This window comes from Mesorhizobium sp. M0045 (assembly GCF_040323385.1).
Lineage (GTDB): Bacteria > Pseudomonadota > Alphaproteobacteria > Rhizobiales > Rhizobiaceae > Mesorhizobium.
On the sequence record NZ_JAMYUY010000007.1, the window covers coordinates 83,623 to 105,515 of the forward strand.

Consider the following 21,893-nt stretch of genomic DNA (forward strand, 5'->3'; position numbering starts at 1 on the left):
GGTGCGCTACGTCCGCACCCGTTCCGCCTTCGGATCGTACATCGGCTTAAGCGACGCCTCCGCCGCAAAGCGCTCGCCGGCGATCTCGATCTGGTAGGACGACGACAGGACATCCGCCTCGCTCTCGCCCTTGCAAGGCACGTAACCAAGCCCGATAGCGCCGCCGAGATGATGGCCGTAATTGCCCGAGGTGATCGGACCGACGATCCTGCCGTCGCGCAGGATCGCCTCGTTGTGGAAGAGCAGCGGCTCGGTGTCGTTCAGGCGAAACTGCACCAGCCGGCGCGACAGGCCGGTTTCTTTCTTCTTCAGCACCGCATCGCGGCCGAGGAAGTCTCCCTTGGCCGTCTTCACGGCAAAGCCGAGGCCGGCCTCCAGCACATTGTCTTCGTCGGTGATGTCGTGGCCGAAATGCCTGAAGGCCTTTTCGATGCGGCAGGAATCCAATGTGTGCAGGCCGCATAGCTTCAGGCCGACGTCGGTGCCGGCTTCTTCTATCGCCTCGAAGACGTGGGCGGCCTGATCGGTCGAGACATAAAGCTCCCAGCCGAGCTCGCCGACATAGGTGACGCGGTGGGCGCGGGCCAGCCCCATGCCGATTTCGATCTCCTGAAACGTCCCGAACGGGTTGTTTTCGTTTGAAAAATCGTTGGGGCTCACCCTTTGAATCAGCTTTCTTGCATCCGGGCCCATCAGGCAGAGCACGGCTTCGGCAGCGGTCACATCGGTGATGACGACGAACTCGTCGGCAAGGTGTTTTCGCAGCCAGGCCAGGTCGCGCCGCAGCGTCGCACCGGGCACGACGAGGAAGAAGGCTGTTTCAGACAGCCGCGAGACGGTGAGGTCGCTCTCGATGCCACCGCGCTGGTTGAGCATCTGGGTATAGACGATCTTGCCCGGCGCCACATCCATGTCGTTGGCGCAGAGCCTTTGCAGGAAGGCGCAGGCGTCGCGGCCTTCGACGCGGATCTTGCCGAACGAGGTCATGTCGAACAGGCCGACGCCGTTCCTGACCGCCAGATGCTCCTCACGCTGGTTGTCGAACCAGTTCTGCCGTTTCCAGGAATAGCGGTATTCGCGCTCCTGGCCGGGCCTGGCGAACCAGTTGGCGCGCTCCCAGCCAGCGACCTCGCCGAACACGGCACCGCGCGCCTGCAGATGCTCATGCAGCGGCGAGCGCCTTATGTTCCGCGAAGTCGCCATCTGCCGGTAGGGGAAATGATCGGCGTAGAGCAGGCCGAGCGTTTCGGAGACGCGCTCCTTGAGATAACGGCGGTTCTTCTGGAACGGCTGGGCGCGGCGGATGTCGACCTCCCAGAGATCGAAAGGCGCCTCGCCGTCATTGATCCATTGCGCCAGCGCCATGCCGGCGCCACCGGAGGAGACGATGCCGATCGAATTGTAGCCGGTCGCCATCCAGTAGCCGGAAAGCTCCGGCGCCTCGCCGAGATAGTAGCGATCGTCGGGCGTGAAGCTTTCGGGGCCGTTGAAGAAGGTGTGGACGCCGGCGGTGCCCAGCATCGGCATGCGGTTGACGCCCATTTCGAGGATCGGCTCGAAGTGATCCATGTCCGCGGGCAACTGGTCGAAGCAGAAATCCTCGCTTATGCCGTTCATGCCCCACGGCTTGGCTACCGGTTCGAAGGCGCCGAGCATCATCTTGCCGGCATCTTCCTTGTAGTAGGCGCACTCGTCCGGGACGCGCAGCACCGGCAGGCGGGAAAGCCCGGCGATCGGCTCGGTGACGAGATAGAAATGTTCGCAGGCGTGCAACGGGATGGTGACGCCGTTCTGGGCGCCAAGCTCGCGTGCCCACATGCCGGCGCAGTTGACGACGATATCGGCCTCGATCGTGCCTAGCTCGTCGCCTTGCGCCCAGGACACCCCGGTGACGCGGCCGGCCCTGGTATGGACCTTGGTCACCTTCACATTCTCGACGATCGTCGCACCACGCTGGCGCGCGCCCTTGGCCAAGGCCATGGCGATGTTGGCGGGGTCGCACTGGCCGTCGAGCGGCAGATGCACGGCGCCGACCACATCGGATACATTGAGATGCGGGTACATCTGCTTGACTTCACCTGGCGAAATCTCGCGCACCTCGACATCGAAGGCGCGGGCGAGAGACGCCTGCCGATAGATCTCGTGCTTGCGCTCCTCGGTCAGCGCCACGGTGATCGAGCCGACCTGGCGCATGCCAGTGCCGACATCGGTCTCGGCCTCGAGCTTGACGTAGAGGTCGGCCGAATATTTCGCCAGCCGCGTCATGTTCTGCGAGCCGCGCAATTGGCCGATCAGGCCGGCAGCGTGCCATGTCGTGCCTGACGTCAGCTGCTTGCGCTCGAGCAGCACGATATCGGTCCAGCCGAGTTTGGCCAGATGATAGGCGACCGAGCAACCGGAGACGCCGCCGCCGATGATGACCGCCCTTGCTTTGGGAGGAATGGCCTTGGTCGGAATGGCTTTGGTGGGCGGGGCGCTCATGCGGCCTCGCGGCGATAGCTGGATGCGAAGCGGCGCAGGCGTGTGGCAGCCTCCATCAGCACCGGCTCAGGCTGGCAGAGGCTGAAGCGGATGTGGCCTGCTGCGGCCGCGCCGAAGCTCGAGCCGGGCATAACGCCGACCTTCTCCTGGTCGAGGAAAGCCCAGGCGAATTTTTCGTCGTCCGGCTCGATCGCCGATATGTCGAGCATCACATACATGCCGCCTTCGGAGCCGCGCACGGTGACGTTGTTCATACCGCGCATGGCATCGAGAACGACGGCGCGCCTCGCGGCATAGCGCTCGGCGATCTCCTCGACGCCGTAGCCGTTTTCGAGCGCCTCGGCGCAGGCGAGGCTGATGAAGGCCGGCAGGCCGTAGGTCATCACCAGATTGAGGTCGGTCAGCAGCGAGATCATCTCCTCGGGCCCGGTCAGCCAGCCCATGCGCCAGCCGGTCATGCCGTGGCTCTTGGACATCGAATTGATGACTAGCGTGCGTTCCGTCATGCCAGGCAGCGAGCGTGGTGAGACGTGCTCGCCGCGGCCCAGCGTCCAGTAGACCTCGTCCGACAGGAGCCAAAGGTCATGCTCGCGGCAGATCTGCGCCAGCTCTTCCAGGCGCTCGCGCGAATAGACGGCGCCCGTGGGATTGTTCGGCGTGTTGATCAGGATGGCGCGGGTGTTCGGCCGAAGGGCGGCGCGGATGTCGGCGGCGCGCGGCTGAAAGCTGTCTTCGGCGGGGGTCTCGACGACGCTGAACTCGGCGCCCGCCGCACTGAAGGTATTCGGATAGGTGGCGTAATAGGGCGCTACGACGATGGCATGGTCGCCCTGGTCGAGAACCGCTTGAATGGCCGCGTAAAGCGCGGCCTGCCCGCCCGGCGTGGCGATGACCTGGTCGGGGCTGGTCGCAACCCCGGTGCACTGCGTCGAGGCCGCCGCCATCGCCTTGCGCAGGCGTGGAACGCCGGCAAGCGGCGTGTAGTGGTGATTGCTGGCGCGGACGGCCGTCACACAGGCTTCGATCGTCTCGCCCGGCGTGTCGAAATCATGGTCGCCGACCGACAGCATGATGATGTCCTCGCCAGCCTGCTTGCGCGCCCAGGCAGCGGAATGAACCTCCCAGCCATCCTTGCCCGAAGGCACGATGCCGGAAATGCGCGATGATGGTCTGGGCATTATGCTACTCCCGAAATTTCGTAGCCGGCTTGTTCGAGCCGGTCGCGCAGCGCGGCGATGTGGGCCGGTCCGACTTCGCAGCAGCCGCCGACGATGCCGGCGCCAGCCTCGACCCAGCCGATCGCCTGGCCGGCATAGGCATCCGGATCGAGGTCGTGGCGGGCGTGCAGCACTTCCACGGTGCCGCCATGGTTGAGTGCCTCGACCGAAGTGAAGCCGTTGGCATAGGCGCCGACCGGCCCGCCGAGGGCGATCAGTTCGGGGAGCGCTGCAGCGATCGCCTCGGGCCGGCAGCAATTGATCAGCCGGGCCGTGACGGGCAGGCCGTCGAGAGCGCTTGCCGCCGCCGCAATGGCTTCGCCGCTGCGCAGGCGCGGTGCGCCGTGGTCGGCGAGCGTCCACGACACCCATACAGGCTTGCCGCTTTCCGATGCCGCGGTGACGGCGGCGCGCGCCTCTTCGGCCGACGCCATGGTTTCGCACAGAAACAGATCGACGCCGTCCGCCTGCTCGGCAACGATACGGCGATAGACGTCGAGCGTATCCTGGAAGGATATCGTCAGCGCTGGCGCATAGCTGCCGAACAGCGGCGACAGGCAGCCGGCGATCGCCGCGTCGCCGGCCTGGTCGCGTGCTTGCCTTGCCAGTTCGATGCCGCGCTTCTGCAGCGGCTTGAACAGCTCTTCCGCGCCTTCGCGCGCCAGCCGCTCCGGCGTTGCGGAATAAGTGTTGATGGTTATGACGCGGGCGCCCGCGCGGATAAATTCGGCATGCAGGTCGCGCACCAGATCCGGTTCGTCGATGAGCACCCTGGCCGACCACAGCGGCGTCGGCTCGGAGCTGCTGCGGCGGACCAGCTCTTGGCCCATGCCGCCATCGGTGAGGATCACTTTCTTCATGCTCTGAGCCTCTCGTTCTTTGGATCCCATAACGGCTCATCCTCCTGCACGACCGCCCGAAAACGTTCCCCGAAGATCTCGACCTCGACCGCCGTTCCCGGCTCGGTCAGGTCCGCGCGCAGCATGCCGAGCGCGATCGATTTGTCGATCCGATGACCCCAGCCGCCGGACGTCGTCTCGCCGACGATCCGGCCGTCACGCCACAGCGTCGACATATAAGGCGCATCGCAGTCACCGGGGTTTTCGACGACAAGCGTGACGAAGCGTTTCTTGACGCCCTGCTGCTTCTCGTTCTGCAGCGCTGCCTTGCCGCGGAAGTCAGGCTTGTCCCATCTGACGAAGCGCTCCAGCCCGCCCTGCAGGATCGAATAGGCGGTCGACAGGTCGCCCTTCCAGGTGCGGTAACCTTTTTCGAGCCGCAGCGAATCCAGCGCGTACATGCCGAACGGTTTCAGGCCGTGCTTCCGGCCAGCTGCCCAGACGGTGTCGAAGATCGCTGCGGTATCATCGATCTTGCTGTGGATTTCCCAGCCGAGCTCGCCCGCGAAGGACACGCGCACCAGCTTTGCCCAACGTCCGGCGATATTGGTCTCCTGATGCGTCAGCCAGGGCAGGGTGAGGTCGGCCGCGCAGAGTTCGGCCAGGATTTTTCGCGAGTTGGGACCGGCGAGGATCTGGGTAGAGTATTCCTCCGTCCTGTCGATCAGCTTGAATGTGGCGTCCTTTGGGATGCGCGATTTCAGCCATTCGAAATCATGCCACTGAGCCACCGCGGCGGTGATCAGCGTCATCAGGTTCTCGTCGTGGCGGATCACCGACATTTCGGTGACGATGCGGCCTTTGTCGTCTGCAAAATAGACGAGGCCGATGCGGCCGGGTTTCGGCACCAGGCCCGTGACCTGGAGGCTGAGCCATTCGGCGGCACCTGGACCGTCGAGATTGAAACGGGAAAAGCCCGGCAGGTCCAGAATGCCGGCGGCATCGCGGACGGCGAGGCATTCTTGGCGCACACGATGCTGCCACGGCCCGTCGCGGCGGAAAGTCAGCGTGGCTTCTTCGGAGACGTCGTCACCGGGCTGCGCATACCAGGTGGCGCGTTCCCAGCCATTATAGGCATCGAACTGTGCGCCGAGTGCCTTGATGCGGCCGTGGAGCGGCGACAGCTTGCGATCGCGTCCGGCCGGCCAGGCATGGCGCGGGAACTGGATGGCGTATTCGTTGCCGTAGATTTCCATGCCCTTGGCAACGCAATAATCCGGAGCCGAGGCGAAGGCGGTGAAACGGCGCGGATCGCAGGACCACATATCCCATTCGGTCTGGCCCTCGGTCACCCATTCGGCCAGCACCTTGCCGGCGCCGCCGCCCTGGGCGATGCCGAAGGTGAAGACGCAGGCCTCGAAGGCGTTGGGCACGCCGGGCATCGGCCCGATCAGCGGGTTGCCGTCCGGCGCATAGGGGATCGGCCCGTTGATGACCTTGGATAGGCCGGCGGTGCCGAGGATCGGCACGCGGGCGACAGCATCGGCCAGGTAATCTTCCAGCCGATCGAGATCGTCGGGAAACAGCTGGAACGAAAAGTCGTCGGGCATCGGGTCGTTGTGGCCGACCCAGTGGGCGCGGCAATTGCGCTCATAAGGGCCGAGATTCATACCGTTCTTTTCCTGGCGCAGATAATAGGACGTATCGACGTCGCGCAGCAGCGGCAGCTTCTTGCCCTGTTCCTTCGACCACGCCGCCAGTTCGGGGATTTCCTCGAACAGGATATATTGATGGCTCATCACCATCATCGGCACCTCGCGGCCGAACATCCTGCCGATCTCGGCGGCGCGGTATCCGGCGGCGTTGACGACGATCTCGCAGCGGATCTCGCCTTGCGCCGTCTCGACCACCCACTCGTCGTTTTCTCGGCGCACGCCGGTGACCGGGCAGAAGCGGATGATCTTCGCGCCCATGTCGCGGGCACCTTTAGCCAGCGCCTGGGTCAATTGCGCCGGGTCGATGTCGCCGTCATTCGGATCGTAGAGCGCGCCTTTCAGCTCATGCGTCTCGATGAAGGGGTAACGACGCTTGATCTCGTCGAGCCCGACGACATCGATGTCCATGCCCTGGTAGCGGCCCATGCCCTTGGCGCGCTGGAATTCCTGCATGCGCTCCGCGCTATGGGCTAGCCTGAGCGAGCCGGTGACGTGGTAGTTCATTGGATAGCCGACCTCGTCGCCCAGCCGGCGATAGAGTTCGGTCGAATATCGCTGCATGTTCATCAGCGACCATGACGAGGAGAAAGTCGGCACGTTGCCGGCGGCATGCCAGGTCGAGCCGGAAGTCAGCTCGTTCTTCTCCAGAAGCACGCAGTCGATCCAGCCCGCTTTGGCGAGATGATAGAGCGAGGAGGCGCCGACGACACCGCCTCCGATGATCACAACGCGTGCCGTGGTCGGCAAACCGGCCATGTTCTTCTCCGACTATTTGTTTTGATGCATGTCGTTGTCCCAAACCGCCACGCACTTTTGGGCGACATGCATTCGTTCAGTAGACAGGCGGCGAAACCACCCAGATGACGACAGCCGGCTCGGCTCCAGGATTGCGCCAGCGGAACGGCTTGCCGTCGAAGCGGAAGGAGTCGCCTTCGCCAAGCCGGTGCCAGACGCCAGCAATTTCGATGTCGAAGCTGCCGGAAGCGACGTAGCCGGCTTCCTCGGTCGGCCGGCGCGCCTCGGTCTTCATCTCGGCACCCGGGGCGAAGGCCGAACGCAGCAGCTCGAAGCTACCGCCGAGATCTGGCGACAGCAGCTCCTCCACCAGGCCAGAATCGCTTGTGCCAAGCACGCGTCGGCTGCCGGCGCGCACGACCACGCCGCGCTCGGTCTCGACAGGCACGTCATGGCTGAAGAACAGGCTGACCGGCACGCCGAACAATTCGGCGAAGGCTCTGAGGTCGCCGAGCGACGGGATCGACAGGCCGCGCTCGACCTGGCTGACCCAGCCGACGGAGCGGCCGAGCTTGAGGCCGGTCTCGGCAAGCGTCAGTCCGCGCGCCTTGCGCAACGCGCGGATGTCGCCGGCCAGCAGCCGTTCGCCGCTGTCTTGTTCCGATCTGGCCGCGGTTGAGGGCAAAGCTGTCCCTGTTTCGGTGAAAAATTCCCAGCAAATTTCATGTGACGGCACGTTTGTGAAAAAATCAAGAGGATTTTCATGCGCCCACAAGATTTACTTGCGCCATTTTGACGGTTCGGGCAAAGGCTCGGCGCACGAGCGGCGAGTGGGGCGTCCGGTCGAGGCGGATAGGCTTATCGGGCGTTCAAAAAGACGCGCAAGGATGCTCCATCACTTCTAGTCGGCGCATGATCCTTCCGGAGAATCGGGTTCGGGATCATACGCAAAGGGACGGCCATGCTGGAAAACAACTCCCGGATTGCGGCGGCGATCGTCGATGACGCGATCACCTCGCGCCGATCGGTACGCGCCTTCTTGCCCGATATGATCGACGACGAGACCATCCGCGATATTCTCGCCGTTGCCGCGCGCGCGCCCTCAGGCACCAACATGCAGCCCTGGAAGGTCTATGTGACCAAGGGCGAGGTCAAGCAGCGCATCACCGATGCCATCCTCAGCTCGGGCATCCGCGCCGAAAAGGCGGAGTGGGACGAATATCGCTATTATCCCGACCAGTTCTTCGAACCCTATCTGACGCGGCGGCGGGCCAACGGCTTCGGTCTCTACGGCGTGCTCGGCATCGGCCGGCGCGAGGTCGACAGGATGCGCGCGCAGCACGACCGCAACTTCATCTTCTTCGATGCGCCGGTCGGCATGATCTTCACCGTCGACCGGCGGCTGAACAAGGGGTCGTGGATCGACTACGGCATGTTCCTGCAAAACATCATGGTCGCGGCGCGGGGCAGGGGCCTGCACACCTGTCCGCAAGCTGCCTTCGCGCCCTATCACCGGCAGATCAGGCCGGTGCTCAACATTCCCGACGAGGAGATCGTCGTCTGCGGCATGGCGCTCGGCTATGAGGACACGTCCAAGCCCGAAAACGCATTCCGCACCGACCGCGCGCCGCTGGAAGAGTGGGTGACGTTCGCCAGCTAACGTGGCGACGCGCCGCCTGAGTTATTGCACGTCGTAGCCGACTTCCTCGCTGGCGTGGCAGAGTGCCTTCCAGAACGAGCGTGCGAACGACCGGAACACATAGATATCGAACTGATCGGCCGCGGTGCGCTGGATCTGCGCGAAGACGTCGTGATGCATGGTCGAGCGGCCGGCGCCGATCGGGAAGGCCGGCAGCGCGAAGTCGATGGCGAAGAACTTCGCCAGTACCCACTCGGCCTTCGGCCCGGCGATACGGATCGCGGTGCGGCCGTGCGAAAGATCGGTGACCGTACCGATGGCCGGAGTGACGACATCGGCAAAGGCCGTCGCCAATCCCTCGGCTTCATCGACAACCGTAAATTTTCCCGGCGCAAAGCCGAACACCGACCTGGCGCCGTTCGTCACACCGCCGCCGGCGCCGTCGGGCAAAGTCAGGCCGGTGACCGTATGGATGCCGGCCATCAACGTCTTCTCCTCGCCGGGCCAGGCGGCGAGCTGCAGAATCGACCCCGGCCTGGTTTTGGAGAGGATGATTTCGACGCCGTGCTCGAAATCGCCATGCGAGCCCGGATGCAGCACCGGCTCAAGCGGTGATTGGCGTTCAACCATGCATGCGGCTCCCGTCCGGATCGAAGAAATGGTTGGAGACGATCTCGACCGGCCCGAACCGGTTGCGCAACGGGTCGGAAACGTAGGCACGCGAGCCGCGCCGCGCCTTGCCGCCCTTGACCAGGGCAAGCGCGATATATTTGCCGAGCGCCGGCGAATAGCAGCAGGCGGTGATGTGGCCAAGCGAGCCGTGGGGATTGGCTTCGTCAAGCTCCTCGACGATGTGTGCGCCCCCATTGAGCGGCTGGTTGTCGAGCGAAACAATACCGACGAGTTCCAGGCGGTCGGGTGCGATCAGCCCCTCGCGATCCATCATCGCCGAGCCGATGAACGGCTTCTTCTTCGACAGCATCCAGTCGAGATGCAGGTCGCGTGCCGTGGTACGGCCGTCGATCTCGGCACCGGTGACGTGGCCTTTCTCGATGCGCATGGTGCCCAGCGCCTCCAGCCCGTAGGTCACCAGCCCGAACGGCTTGCCGGCTTCGATGAGCGCCTCCCAGACATGGGTGCCGTAACCGGCGCCGGAATAGACCTCGAAGGCCATTTCGCCGGAGAAGGACAGCCGGCAGATTATCACCGGCACGCCGGCGATTTCGCCGTGGACGATGCCCATGAAGGGCAGTGCGGCATTGTCGACGGCGGTGCCGCTGACGCAAGCAGCCAATATCTGCCTTGCCTTCGGCCCGCCGATGGCGGCACCGGCCCATTGATCGGTCACCGAGGTGACGTGGACCTTCAGCTCCGGCCAGATCACGTCGAGGAAATACTCCAGATGCTGCATCACCTTGCCGGCATTGGCGGTGGTGGTGGTCATCAGGAAATCCTGCTCGCCGAGCCGCCATGTTGTGCCGTCATCGAAGGCGAGACCGTCCTCGCGCAGCATCAGCCCGTAGCGCGCCTTGCCGACGGCCAGCGTCGAAAACATGTTGGTGTAGACGCGGTCAAGGAATTCCGCCGCGTCCGGGCCTTGCACGGCGATCTTGCCCAGTGTCGAGACGTCGACGATGCCGGCGCTCTCGCGCGTGGCTCTCGCTTCGCGCACATAGGCCTGCTCGATCGTCTCGCCGGGATGGCCGTAGATCATCGGCCGGTACCAGAGGCCGGCCGAATACATGGTGGCGCCGTTGGCGACGTGCCAGTCATGCATCGGCGTCAGCCGCTCGGGCTTCAGATCGCCGAAGCGTTCGGCGGCAAGCGAGCCGATCGATACCGCCGCAAAGGGCGGGCGAAAGCGCGTCGTGCCGACCTGCGGGATCGGCTTGCCCAGCGCCTCGGCCATTATGGCCAGGCCTGGTATGTTGGAACTCTTGCCCTGGTCGGTCGCCATGCCGAGCGTGGTGTAGCGCTTCAGATGCTCGACCGAGACGAAGCCTTCCCGATGCGCCAGCCGCACGTCGTCGGCCGTCACATCATGCTGGAAATCGACGAAGCTCTTTCCACTGGCCCTGATCTCGAACACCGGCGCCGGATCGGGATCGCCGGGTGCGGCTTCGACAACCGGCAAGGCCGCCGGCGCGCCGGTTCCGCCCGTCGCGGAAAAACCGGCGGCGCGACCTTCGGCGATCGCCTCGGCGGTGGAGAAACTGCCGGTGAAGGCGCCGGCGCCGATCCATTGCCGTGTTGTAGGTTTCGGCGGCAGGAACGCTTGCAACGTTTCGTTCCATTCCGCCTTGGCGCCGGCCTGGCTGGCCAGATGGATGGTCGGCGACCAGCCGCCCGACATCAGCAGGCAATCGGCGTGGATGCTGCGCGGATCGCCGGAAAGCGCGCCACTCGCCATATCGAAGCGCTGCACCTTGAAGCCGGACAGCGCCTTGCCGCCCTCGGTGGCGATCACCGCGTGGCCAGAAAAGATCTCGGCCTCGGTTTCGCCGGCCAGCTTGTGCATCTCGCTCGAAAGCTCAGGGCGTACGTCGACGATGGCGACGATCACGGCGCCGGCCTTCTTCAGCGCCAGGGCCGCGCGATAGGCGCTGTCATTGTTGGTGAACAGCCCGATCCTGTCGCCGGGCAGCACGCCATATTCATTGGCAAAACGCTCGGCCGCATGAGCCAGCATCACGCCTGGTCGATCATTGCCCGGAAAGACCAGCGGACGCTCCAGGGAGCCGGTGGCCAGCACCACCGACTTGGCGCGGATTGTCCAGTAGCGATGGCGGGGTTCGCCCTTGCCGGGCGTTTCCTTGTGGTCGGTGACGCGTTCGAGCGCAGCAAGCGTGTTGCCGTCATAATAGCCCCAGACCGTGGTGCGCGGCAGCAGGCGGACATTGTCACGGCCTTCGAGCTGGCCAGCGGCGCGCCCCGCCCAGTCGGCGGCCGGCATGCCATCGATCGTCTCGCCCGACCAATTGGCCGAGCCGCCGAAATGCGGCTCGAGCTCGGCCAGGATGACGCGTGCACCCTGATCGGAAGCCCTGGCGGCCATCAGTCCGGCCGGGCCGGAGCCGACTACCAACACATCGCAAAACGCATTCATGCGTTCGTAGCGCGCCGTATCGGGAGCCGTGCCTGCCTTGCCCAGGCCGGCGGCACGGCGGATGAAATGCTCACAGAACATCCAGAAGCGCGTGCCCTTCAGCGGACCGATCACCGGTCCCATGAAGGTCTTGTAGTAGAAGCCGGCCGACAAAAGCTTGCCGCCGAGCTGGTTCACGGCACTGACATCCCAGGCAAGTGAGGGGAAACGGTTCTGGCTGATTGCGGTCAGCCCGTCATAGATCTCGACCATGGTGGCGGGAATGTTCGGCTCGCGAACCTCGCCCCGCAACACGGTGACCAGCGCGTTAGGCTCCTCGACGCCGGCGGTCAGCACGCCGCGGGGACGGTGATATTTGAACGAACGCCCGAACAGGGTGACGCCGTTGGCAAGCAGCGCCGAAGCCAGCGTGTCGCCGGCGTGGCCGGTATAGGGCGCGCCGTCGAAGGTGAAACGAATGGTCCGCAGCCGGTCTATGAGGCCGCCAGCCTCGGTACGGCGCGGGCTCATGGCTTGTCCTCGGCCCGGTGCCGCGCAACCGAATTGTGATCGCCGCGCGCGAACGCGGTGCTGGAGATCTCGTGCGTCAGCGTGTTGCGCACGACCCTGAGATGGGCGCGGCAGCCACCGGAATGCTGCCAGATCTCATTGTGGTCACCGGCCGGGTTCAGCCGGTCGTAGACATAAGCGTTCCAGGCGTCGAGATTCTGCGAGGCGGGCTGTGGGCGCTGGCGATTGCCGTCGCCCTGATAGGTGAATTCGATCACGTCGCGCGGGCCGCAATAGGGGCAGGTGATGAGCATGGATCTCTTAAACTTCTCGTTTGACCACGATCTTGTCCGAAAACCGGTTTCCAGTTTTCGCTGACGCGGACCTGCGGTTCGGGATCATGGCCTAATGCAGCCGGGGCGTGGCGCCCTGGCCCTTGTCGTCGATCACCAGGCCACGGTAGAAGCGGTCGAGCGTGAAGGCCGCGTTGAGATCGTGTGGCTCGTCCTTGGCAATGGTCCAGGCAAAGCACCAGCCGGAAGCCGGCGTCGCCTTGAAGCCGCCATAGCACCAGCCGCAGTTGAGATACATGCCCGGCAGCGGACCGGTGGTGATGATTGGCGAACCGTCCATAGACATGTCGCAGACGCCGCCCCATGAGCGCAGCATGCGGACACGGGCCAGCCCAGGGAAGAGCGCCAGCATCTCGCTCATCACCTCATCGACGATCGGCAGGCTGCCGCGTTGGGCGTAGCTGTTGTAGCCGTCAAGATCGCCGCCATAGACAAGGCCGCCCTTGTCCGATTGCGACATATAAAAATGGCCCATGCCGAAGGTCAGGACCGTATCGATGAACGGCTTTAGCGATTCCGTGACGAAGGCCTGCAGCACGTGGCTCTCGATCGGCATCGTCTCGATGCCGGCGAGCCGCATGACTTGCCCGGTGCTGCCGGCCACTGCGACGGCTACCTTCTTGGCGCGGATTTCGCCGCGCGTCGTCGTGACGCCGGTGATACGGTCGCCGTCGCGCAGGAAGCCGGTGACCTCGCAGTTTTCGATGATGTCGACGCCGCGGCGATCTGCAGCGCGCGCATAGCCCCAGGCGACGGCGTCGTGGCGGGCGGTGCCGGCGCGCCGCTGCATCAGGCCGCCGACAATCGGGAAGCGCGCGGTGGCCGAGACGTCCAGTGCCGGTACCAGGCGGGCGATCTCCGCCGTAGTCATCAGTTCGGCGTCGACGCCGAGATGGCGCATGGCGTTGCCGCGCCGGGCATAGTCGTCGAGCTGGGCAGGTGTGTGGGCGAGGTTCAGGCAGCCGCGCTGCGAGAACATGACGTTGTAGTTGAGGTCGTGGGCCAGGTTCTCCCACAGCTTCATCGAATGCTCGTAAAAGCGCGTGTTGGCCGGCAGGAGATAATTGGAACGGACCGCTGTGGTGTTGCGGCCGACATTGCCGGAGCCGAGCCAGCCCTTCTCCAGCACCGCGACATTGGCGATGCCGTGCTCCTTGGCTAGGTAGTAAGCGGTCGACAGGCCATGGCCGCCGCCGCCGATGACGATCACGTCGTAGGACGCCTTCGGGTCGGGCTTGCGCCAGGCCGGCCTCCAGTCCTTGTTTCCGGTCAGCGCGTTTTTGAGAAGCGAAAAGGCCGAATATTCCGCCATTCTTATTGTCATCCATTTCAGGCTTGGCGGCAGACTATAGAGCAGGTGGCCAACGCAAAGCCAAGATTGCGCCATCGCTTTTCGACTCCCCGACTTCGATTGACCGACTCCGATTGGCCGAGTTCGATTGGCCGGCTTCGAAAAACGAGACGCCTGGGATGACTTGCCCCGTGATATGAGCCTCTTTATCAAGGACGTGCTCCAAAACTGCCGATGCCGCCCGCGAGTCGCCAGAAAAAAACATGTTCTTTCGTTTACTCCGCCTGGTCTTGATTCTTGCGCTTGTCGTCTCGGCGCCGCCGTCGTTCGTTGCAATGGCGCAGGCACTCGGGCAGGGCGCCGCCGGGTTGATCGCAGACCAGCAGAAGGTCATCCAGAGTCTGACGGCCAAGACCGACGGTCTCGAGAAGAAAATACAGCAGGACGGCCAAGACGATGCCACCCTGGTGGAAATCCGTCTGCAATTGGAGGATCTGTCGCGGGCGGCGCTCACCAGCGCGCTAGCGTTCCGCTCGCGTCTCGGCGATATCAACGATCGGATTGAGGTGCTGGGACCTCCGCCGGCCGCGGGCCAGCCGGCCGAGCCAGACATCGTAACCGGTGAACGCCAGGCCTTGGCTTCCGAAAAAGCCGAGATCAACGCCGTTATTGCCAGCGCGCAGAACCTGTCGATCCGCATCAGTGGGCTGATCGAGAAGATCGGCAACATGCGCAGCGAGCTGTTTCGCAATGTGCTTACCAAGCGCTACGTGCTGTCCGATGCGCTCAGCCCCGAAGTCTTTTCCGACGCCAACGCTGAGTTTTCCGGCTTCTATAAGGCGGTCTCGTCCTGGCTGAGCTTCGCCTTCAAGTTCAAGTTCCAGGCCATTCTTGCCGCGACTTTGATGGCGCTCGCATTCGCTGCAGTGCTTTTTATCGGCGGCCGACGCCTGTTCGGCCGCGTCTTCGAAGCGGATCCCTCCGTCGAGGACCCCTCCTATCTCAGCCGGCTGTCGGTGGCGTTCTGGTCGACATTGCTGCCGACGCTGGCGGTCGGCGCCTTCCTTGTCTCGACGATCTTCTTCTTCAATTATTACAATGTTTTACGCGGTGACATCGGCATCTTCCTGAATTCGCTGGTTGCCGTTGTCGCGGTGGTGTTCTGCGTCAACCGCCTGACCAACGCAGCGCTCGAGCCCCGATTGCCGAACTGGCGCCTGATCCCGGTCGAAACCGGCCCGGCGCGCTGGCTGGTGCGGCTGACGACCGCCATGGCCGTCGCCATCGGCATCAACTATTTCCTGTCGGTCGTGAACGACAAGATGGGCTCGCCACTGTCGCTGACCATCGCCAGAAGCTTCATCGCCACCATCATCGTCGGCATCATCCTGATCCTTATGGGCCTACTGAAGCCGTTCAAGGCTCCCGACGGAAGCTGGCGCCCCTGGCCGGCGTGGCTGCGCTACACCGCCATCGCGCTAGGCCTATTCACCATCGCGTCGGCACTGCTTGGCTATATCGGCCTTGCAATTTTCGTCTCGCTGCAGGTCGTGGTCACCGGCACGATCCTGGTCACCGCCTATATCGGTTTCCTGTCGGCGCGGGCGATCGGCGAGGAAGGCGGGTTCGCCAAAACTTCGATCGGGCGCTGGCTAGCGGCCAATTCAAGCTACGAAGAGACCGCCCTCGACCAGCTCGGGCTTGTCGTCAGCGCCGCCATCAACATCATGATTGTGCTGGTGTTCCTGCCGCTGATCCTGTTGATGTGGGGCTTCCAGCCCGGCGACATTCAGGCCTGGGCCTACAAGCTGGCGACCGGCCTCACCATCGGTTCGGTGACGATCTCGGTCACCGGCATTCTCACCGGCGTCGTCGTCTTCATTATCGGCTATTTCCTCACGCGCTGGTTCCAGGGCTGGCTCGACGGCTCGGTGATGGCGCGCGGCCGGGTCGACACCGGCGTGCGCAATTCGATCCGGCTGGCGGTCGGTTATGCCGGCGTCGCGGTCGCGGCACTGGTCGGCATTTCGGCGGCCGGTATCGACCTCTCCAATCTTGCGCTGGTCGCCGGCGCCCTGTCCCTCGGCATCGGTTTCGGCCTGCAGAATGTCGTCTCGAATTTCGTGTCGGGCCTGATCCTTTTGGCCGAGCGGCCGTTCAAGGTCGGCGACTGGATCGTCGCCGGTGACATCAGCGGCACGGTCAAGAAGATCAGCGTGCGCGCCACCGAGATCGAAACGTTCCAACGGCAATCGGTGATCCTGCCCAATTCAAACCTGATCAACAATGCGGTCGGCAACTGGACGCACCGCAACAAGCTCGGCCGGATCGACATCAAGGTCGGCGTTGCCTATGGCAGCGACGTCAAGCACGTGCATGGCGTCCTGCTGGAGATCGCACGCAGCCATCCGCTGGTGCTGAAGAACCCGGAACCCTTTGTGTTGTTTTCCAATTTCGGCCCGGCCGCGCTCGAATTCGAGATACGCGTGTTCCTGGCAGACGTTCTTAGTGGCAATATCGTCCAGAACGACATCCGCTTTGCCATCTTCGATGTGTTCGCCGACCAGCATATCGAAATTCCGTCGACACCGCGCGCCGTCGTCGAGACCAAAAAGCACGAGGCGTGGCCGATCGACGACGACAAGATCGAAGTCGAATTCGCCGAGCGGGAACAAGCAAAAGCTCTAGCGGCGGTCGAGGCGAAACGTCTCGCCAAGTCGGCACGCAAGGTCCGCAAGCCCGATCCTGACTAGCAGCGTGCCTTCAAGTCTTCGGAAACCAATTGCGGCATGAATGCGGCATTCAGTTGCTGTTCAGCTTGCATTGCATATAAGCTCACCTGCAAACGGCGAGAATGCCTTGCGAAATGCAACAGAGGCGGTGGCAACACCGATACTGCAAAATGTGGAAGTCTCTCGTCGCCGCCATCGCTTTTCTGGCCGTGGGCGGTTCGGCCCATGCCGCCAGCGCGGTCAACAAGGACGCCGAGACCCGCACGCTGATCGTGACGGAAGGCGGCGGCAAGACCGAGCTGGCGCTGGCCGCCGGCGAAACCGTGGAATTTTGCCCGAGCGGCTGTTTTGTTACCTTGCCGAATGGCGACCTCGAGGCGCTGACGGGTTCGGAAACCGTCGAGATCTCGGGCGGCGTCGCGCGCATCAAGTAAAGTCGACGCCATGATTTTTGAAGGCCGGGCAAACGCCCGGCCTTTTATTTACTTCCAGTAATCGGCGATGAAGGTATTCACTTTTCTTCGAAGCTGCGCAGAACGGGCTCTAGCAGCGCTTTCGTACCGAGCAGGGTGAAGGCGTAGGTCCAACTGCATTCGACGAGCTGGTGGCGCGGGCTTTTTTGGCGATGTCGCAAACAGGCTGCAAGCGCGCCGCCGCGCCGACCTATAGTCTGCTCGCAATAGCATCTTGGAGTCGCGGGCAATGGCAGGGTTTCCGGAAAAGGCGAAGGTCGTCATCGTCGGGCTGGGCGGCATCGTCGGCGCATCGGTCGCCCATCACCTGATAGAGCGCGGATGGGACGATATTGTCGGCATCGACAAATCGGGCATCCCGACGGATATCGGCTCGACGGCGCACGCCTCCGACTTCTGCTACACGACCAGCCATGATTTCCTGTCGTGCTGGACGACGCTCTATTCCATCGATTTCTACGAAAAGATGGGTCATTACGCTCGCATCGGCGGCCTCGAGGTCGCACGCGTCGGAGACGACGCCCGCATGGCGGAAATCAAGCGCAAGATCGCCTCGGCGAAGGCCTTCGGCACACGCGCCCGCCTGATCGATCCCGCCGAAATCAAGGAAAAATTCCCGCTGATCGAAGAACAGATGGTACAGGGCGGCCTGTGGGATCCCGATGCCGGCCTCGTCATCCCGCGTTCGCAGACAGTCGCCGGCAAGCTGGTCGACCAGGCGGAAGCCTCGGGCAAACTCAAGGCGTTTGCCAACACCTCGGCCAGGTCGCTCGTCATCGAGAACGGCCGCATCAAGGGCGTGGTGACCGACCGCGGCACCATCCAGGCCGACTACGTCGTGGTCTGCACGGGCATCTGGGGGCGGCTGATCGCGGAAATGGCGGGCGAGGACCTGCCGGTCATGCCGATCGACCACCCGCTCACCTTCTTCGGGCCGTACACCGAGTTCGCCGGCACCGGCAAGGAGATCGGCTGGCCGCTGCTGCGCGATCAGGGTAATTCGGCCTATATGCGCGATACCGGCGATCCCAAGACCGCCGAAGGCGGGCAGATCGAATGGGGTTATTACGAAGAAACCAATCCGCGCCTTTGCCATCCACGCGATATTCTCGAGAAAAACGAGGCACGGCTTTCGCCGTCGCAGCGCGATCTCGACATGGAGCAGATCCTGGCGCCGCTGGAGCGGGCCATGGAACTGACGCCGATCCTGGGCGAGCTGGGCTACAATGAGAGCCATTCCTTCAACGGGCTGCTGCAGGTGACGGCGGACGGCGGTCCTTCGATGGGCGAAAGCCAGAAGGTGAGGGGCCTCTGGTATGCCGTGGCGATCTGGGTCAAGGACGGTCCCGGCATGGGCAAGCTCATCGCCGATTGGATGACAGACGGCCGCACGGCGATCGACCATCACGCCATCGACTATTCGCGCTTCTATCCGCACCAGACGAAAGAGCAGTTCATCTGGGACCGCTGCACTGAAACGGCGATGAAGGTCTACAATCCGGCGGTCCATCCGCGCGAGCCCTTCTCCAAGGCTCGCAATGTCCGCCGCTCGCCGTTCTGGGAGCGCGAGAAGGAACTCGGCGGCTATTTCATGGAGCTAGGCGGCTGGGAGCGCGCCCATGGCTACGCCGCCAACGAGCATCTGCTCGAGAAATACGGCAACCGGGTGCCGGTGCGCCAAAACGAATGGGATAACCGCCACTTCTGGCGCGTCTCGAACGCCGAGCATCTCGCCATGAGCGAGGATTGCGGCATCGTCAACCTGTCGCATTTCGCCATGTACGACGTCGAAGGCCCGGACCATGTCGCGCTGATGGAATGGCTGTGCGCGGCAAAGATCGGCGGCGACAACAATACCGGCAGGGGCATCTACACCCATTTCCTCGACGAGGAAGGCATGGTGCGCGCCGACCTGACCGTCATCCGCATGGCCGACCGCTGCCGCGTCATCGACGGCGCCGATGCCGGGCCGCGCGACTTCCAGTACATGCGCCGGACGGCAGAAGACAAAGGCTTCGACGTTACCGTCACCGACGTGACCGAGAAGTACGTGACCATCGGCATCTGGGGTCCGAACGCGCGGGCGACATTGAGCAAGTGCGTGGAAAACCCCGACGGGCTGACGCCGGAGAATTTTCCCTTTGCCGCGATCAAGCCCGTCAGGATCGCCGGCAAGGACGTGACCGCCTTCCGCATCTCCTATGTCGGCGAGCAAGGCTGGGAACTGCACATGCGCTACGAGGACGGCCTCGCTGTCTGGGACGCGCTGCGGTCGACCGGCGTGATGGCCTTTGGCGTCGAGACCTATGCCAACAGCCGCCGTATGGAGAAGAGCCTGCGCCTGCAAAACGCGGATCTGTTGACCGAATATAATCTGCTGGAAGCCGACCTTGCCCGACCGAAGGTTAAGGAGGCCGATTTCTGCGGCAAGGCAAAGCATCTGGAATATCGCGCCCGGGTGCACCAGCCGGCCATGCTTTGCACGCTTATCATGACGGACAATACCGATTCCAACGGCGTTCCCCGCTATCCGGTCGGCACGATGCCGGTGATGGACCCGCAAACCGGTGAGACGCTCGTCGACGAGCTCGGCCGCCGCTCCTTCACGACCTCGGTCGCCTATGGTCCGACCCTCGGCAAGAACATCGCGCTCGCCTACCTTCCCTGGGCGTATTGCCAGGAGGGCCGCAAGCTGAACGTCGAATATTTCGGCGAGAAATACCCAGTCGAAGTGGCCGCCGTCGGCTACAGGCCGCTCTATGACCCGGAGAACCTCAATCCGCGCAGCTAAGCATTGGGGCGGTCGCAAAAATGTGACCGAATGAGCCCGGCTCTCCACCGGGCTTTCTCTTTGTCGATCGGCGATTTTCGCTTAACGTGCGGCATGTATGGTTTTGCCAGTGCAAGACATTTCGTCTCGGGTGCCGCCGCGCTGGCGTCGGTGGTATGGCCGGCGGCAATCTCCCGCGCCGCCGAGCCGGTCGATGTCGAACTGGTGCTGGCAGTCGACGTATCCTTGTCCATGTCGCCGGACGAGCTCGAAATCCAACGTCATGGCTATGCGGCGGCGCTGACGCATGACGATGTCCTGCAGGCAATCGGCGAAGGCGCTCATGGCAAGATTGCCGTCACCTATGTCGAATGGGCTGGCGCGACCTGGCAGCAGGTCGTCGTGCCGTGGACGGTGATCGCCAATCGTGCCGACGCCGAACGGCTGGCAGCGCAGCTTTCCGCTCATCCGCCGGCCAGTGCCAGGCGCACCTCGATCTCCGGCGCGCTGGAATTCGCCAGCGATCTCTTTGCCGAAAGCGGCTTCCAGGGCGTCAAGCGGGTGATCGACATTTCGGGTGACGGCCCCAACAACCAGGGCGCACCTGTCGATATCACCCGCGACGCCGTGATCAAGCAGGGCATCACCGTCAACGGCCTGCCGCTGATGACCAGGGGCGGGTTCACCAGCGCCTACGATGTCAACAATCTCGACCGCTACTACAGCGACTGCGTCATCGGCGGGCCGGGCTCTTTCATGATTCCGGTCAATGACTGGACGCAGTTTCCGGAGGCCATCCGCCGCAAGCTGGTGCTGGAGCTTGCCGGTCCGGCCTCGCCGCAGCGAGCGGCGGAAGAGGCGGCGCATCCGCCATTGGTGCTGGCACAGGACATCCCCGTCACCGACTGCCTGGTCGGCGAAAAAATGTGGCGCGATCGCAGCTGGATGTACAACACCCGCTAATGGCGAAGTTTGCTGCCGGTGGTGACATACCGCAGTGCAGCATCTGCTTCATTGACAAGGCTGTGCGCGTCTGTGACACAATTCTCCATCCGAACAAAAAAGGGGAACCGACATGAACAGGATCGGAATTCTTGCAGCAAGCTTGACGCTTGCCGTCGGATTGTCCGCGCCGGCCACCGCCGCTACATCGGTCAGCATCGGCATCAGCGGATGGACGGGCTTTGCGCCGCTGACGCTCGCCAAGCAGGCCGGCATCTTCGAAAAGCACGGCCTCGACGTCACCTTGAAGAAGGTGCCGCAAGCCAGTCGGCCCCTCGCCATCGCCAGCGGCGACCTGCAATGCGCCGCCACTACGGTCGAGACCTGGCTGGTCTGGAACGCTAACGGCGTGACGACCAAGCAGATATTCCAGCTCGACAAGTCCTACGGCGCCGACGGCATCGTCGCCCGCAACGACATCAAGACCGTCGCCGATCTCAAGGGTAAGTCGGTCGCGTCCTCGGCACCGGGCACGTCGCCCTATTTCATGCTGGCCTGGGTGCTCAACAAGAACGGCATGTCGACCAAGGACGTGACGGTCGTCAACCTGGAGCCGGACGCGGCGGCGCAGGCGTTTCTCGCCGGACAGAACGATGCGGCGGTCACCTATGAGCCGTTCATCTCGGCGGTGCGCGAAAAGTCCGACCAGGGCCATATCCTTGTGACCACTCTCGATTATCCGATGGTGCTCGACACGGTCGGCTGCACGCCGGAGTTCCTCAAGGCCAATCCGCATGCGGCCAAGGCGCTTGCCGACAGCTATTTCGAGGCACTTGACCTGATAAAGAGCGACCCGGCGAAATCCTATGAGACAATGGGCGCCGACGTGAAGCAGTCGGCCAAGGAGTTCGAAGAGTCGGCAAAATACCTGAAATGGGCCGACAAGGCTGAAAACAAGCAGTTCTTCACCAAGGAATTCCAGGACTTTTCCAAGACCGCCGGCGAGCTTCTGCTGCAGATGGGCTTGATCAAGGAAGCGCCCGACGTATCGACATTGGCCGACACCAGCGCCGTCGCCGACTAACCGGCAGGATTGTCGCCCGGCGGCGGC

General features: G+C 63.5%; 15 protein-coding genes. 6 read left to right on the plus strand and 9 right to left on the minus strand.

The window, feature by feature from the left end:
• Window positions 1–6: 6 nt before the first annotated feature.
• The 5 genes from NKJ72_RS13845 to NKJ72_RS13865 form a co-directional block, all read right to left on the minus strand.
• Entirely contained in the window at window positions 7–2,481 is a 2,475-nt protein-coding gene (locus NKJ72_RS13845) for a GcvT family protein (protein ID WP_352477580.1), read from the minus strand.
• The gene (locus NKJ72_RS13850; RefSeq protein WP_352477581.1) at window positions 2,478–3,659 is read right to left on the minus strand and encodes a pyridoxal phosphate-dependent aminotransferase; all 1,182 of its coding nucleotides are present in this window, start codon (window positions 3,657–3,659) and stop codon (window positions 2,478–2,480) included. The genes NKJ72_RS13845 and NKJ72_RS13850 overlap by 4 nt, the downstream gene beginning before the upstream one ends.
• On the minus strand, window positions 3,659–4,558 hold the full coding sequence (locus tag NKJ72_RS13855; RefSeq protein ID WP_352477582.1) for a homocysteine S-methyltransferase family protein: 900 nt from the start codon (window positions 4,556–4,558) through the stop codon (window positions 3,659–3,661). The genes NKJ72_RS13850 and NKJ72_RS13855 overlap by 1 nt, the downstream gene beginning before the upstream one ends.
• The gene (locus NKJ72_RS13860) at window positions 4,555–7,008 is read right to left on the minus strand and encodes a GcvT family protein (RefSeq protein ID WP_352477583.1); all 2,454 of its coding nucleotides are present in this window, start codon (window positions 7,006–7,008) and stop codon (window positions 4,555–4,557) included. The genes NKJ72_RS13855 and NKJ72_RS13860 overlap by 4 nt, the downstream gene beginning before the upstream one ends.
• Before the next feature lie 76 nt (window positions 7,009–7,084).
• Window positions 7,085–7,672 carry a helix-turn-helix domain-containing protein gene (locus NKJ72_RS13865; RefSeq protein WP_352477584.1) on the minus strand — a complete coding sequence of 196 codons (588 nt, stop codon included), beginning with the start codon at window positions 7,670–7,672 and terminating at the stop codon, window positions 7,085–7,087.
• 276 nt (window positions 7,673–7,948) lie between these two features.
• Between NKJ72_RS13865 and NKJ72_RS13870 the strand changes: the two genes are divergently transcribed.
• Complete coding sequence (locus tag NKJ72_RS13870) at window positions 7,949–8,647, plus strand: nitroreductase (RefSeq protein WP_352477585.1); 699 nt, start codon at window positions 7,949–7,951, stop codon at window positions 8,645–8,647.
• Window positions 8,648–8,668: 21 nt separating this feature from the next.
• Here the strand turns inward: NKJ72_RS13870 and NKJ72_RS13875 are convergent, their stop codons facing one another.
• The 4 genes from NKJ72_RS13875 to NKJ72_RS13890 form a co-directional block, all read right to left on the minus strand.
• Window positions 8,669–9,256, minus strand: a complete 588-nt coding sequence (locus NKJ72_RS13875; RefSeq protein ID WP_352477586.1) for a sarcosine oxidase subunit gamma — start codon at window positions 9,254–9,256, stop codon at window positions 8,669–8,671.
• A complete protein-coding gene (locus NKJ72_RS13880) occupies window positions 9,249–12,242 on the minus strand; it encodes a sarcosine oxidase subunit alpha (RefSeq protein ID WP_352477588.1) in 2,994 nt (997 codons plus the stop codon). The genes NKJ72_RS13875 and NKJ72_RS13880 overlap by 8 nt, the downstream gene beginning before the upstream one ends.
• The gene (locus tag NKJ72_RS13885) at window positions 12,239–12,535 is read right to left on the minus strand and encodes a sarcosine oxidase subunit delta (RefSeq protein ID WP_023676536.1); all 297 of its coding nucleotides are present in this window, start codon (window positions 12,533–12,535) and stop codon (window positions 12,239–12,241) included. The genes NKJ72_RS13880 and NKJ72_RS13885 overlap by 4 nt, the downstream gene beginning before the upstream one ends.
• 91 nt (window positions 12,536–12,626) lie before the next feature.
• Window positions 12,627–13,886 carry a sarcosine oxidase subunit beta gene (locus NKJ72_RS13890; protein WP_352477589.1) on the minus strand — a complete coding sequence of 420 codons (1,260 nt, stop codon included), beginning with the start codon at window positions 13,884–13,886 and terminating at the stop codon, window positions 12,627–12,629.
• A gap of 242 nt (window positions 13,887–14,128) precedes the next feature.
• On the opposite strand from NKJ72_RS13890, the gene NKJ72_RS13895 reads away from it, so the two are divergent.
• The 5 genes from NKJ72_RS13895 to NKJ72_RS13915 all read left to right on the plus strand — a co-directional run bounded on the left by NKJ72_RS13895 (window position 14,129) and on the right by NKJ72_RS13915 (window position 21,866).
• Window positions 14,129–16,618: a mechanosensitive ion channel family protein gene (locus tag NKJ72_RS13895; protein ID WP_352477591.1), complete on the plus strand. Its 2,490-nt coding sequence runs from the start codon at window positions 14,129–14,131 to the stop codon at window positions 16,616–16,618.
• A gap of 149 nt (window positions 16,619–16,767) precedes the next feature.
• Window positions 16,768–17,031 (plus strand): hypothetical protein, encoded by a 264-nt coding sequence (locus NKJ72_RS13900; protein ID WP_254818157.1) that lies wholly within the window; start codon window positions 16,768–16,770, stop codon window positions 17,029–17,031.
• A gap of 268 nt (window positions 17,032–17,299) precedes the next feature.
• Entirely contained in the window at window positions 17,300–19,861 is a 2,562-nt protein-coding gene (locus NKJ72_RS13905; RefSeq protein ID WP_352477592.1) for a GcvT family protein, read from the plus strand.
• Between the two features lie 93 nt (window positions 19,862–19,954).
• The gene (locus tag NKJ72_RS13910; RefSeq protein WP_352477738.1) at window positions 19,955–20,803 is read left to right on the plus strand and encodes a DUF1194 domain-containing protein; all 849 of its coding nucleotides are present in this window, start codon (window positions 19,955–19,957) and stop codon (window positions 20,801–20,803) included.
• Between the two features lie 112 nt (window positions 20,804–20,915).
• The gene (locus NKJ72_RS13915; RefSeq protein ID WP_352477593.1) at window positions 20,916–21,866 is read left to right on the plus strand and encodes an ABC transporter substrate-binding protein; all 951 of its coding nucleotides are present in this window, start codon (window positions 20,916–20,918) and stop codon (window positions 21,864–21,866) included.
• Window positions 21,867–21,893: the final 27 nt, after the last annotated feature.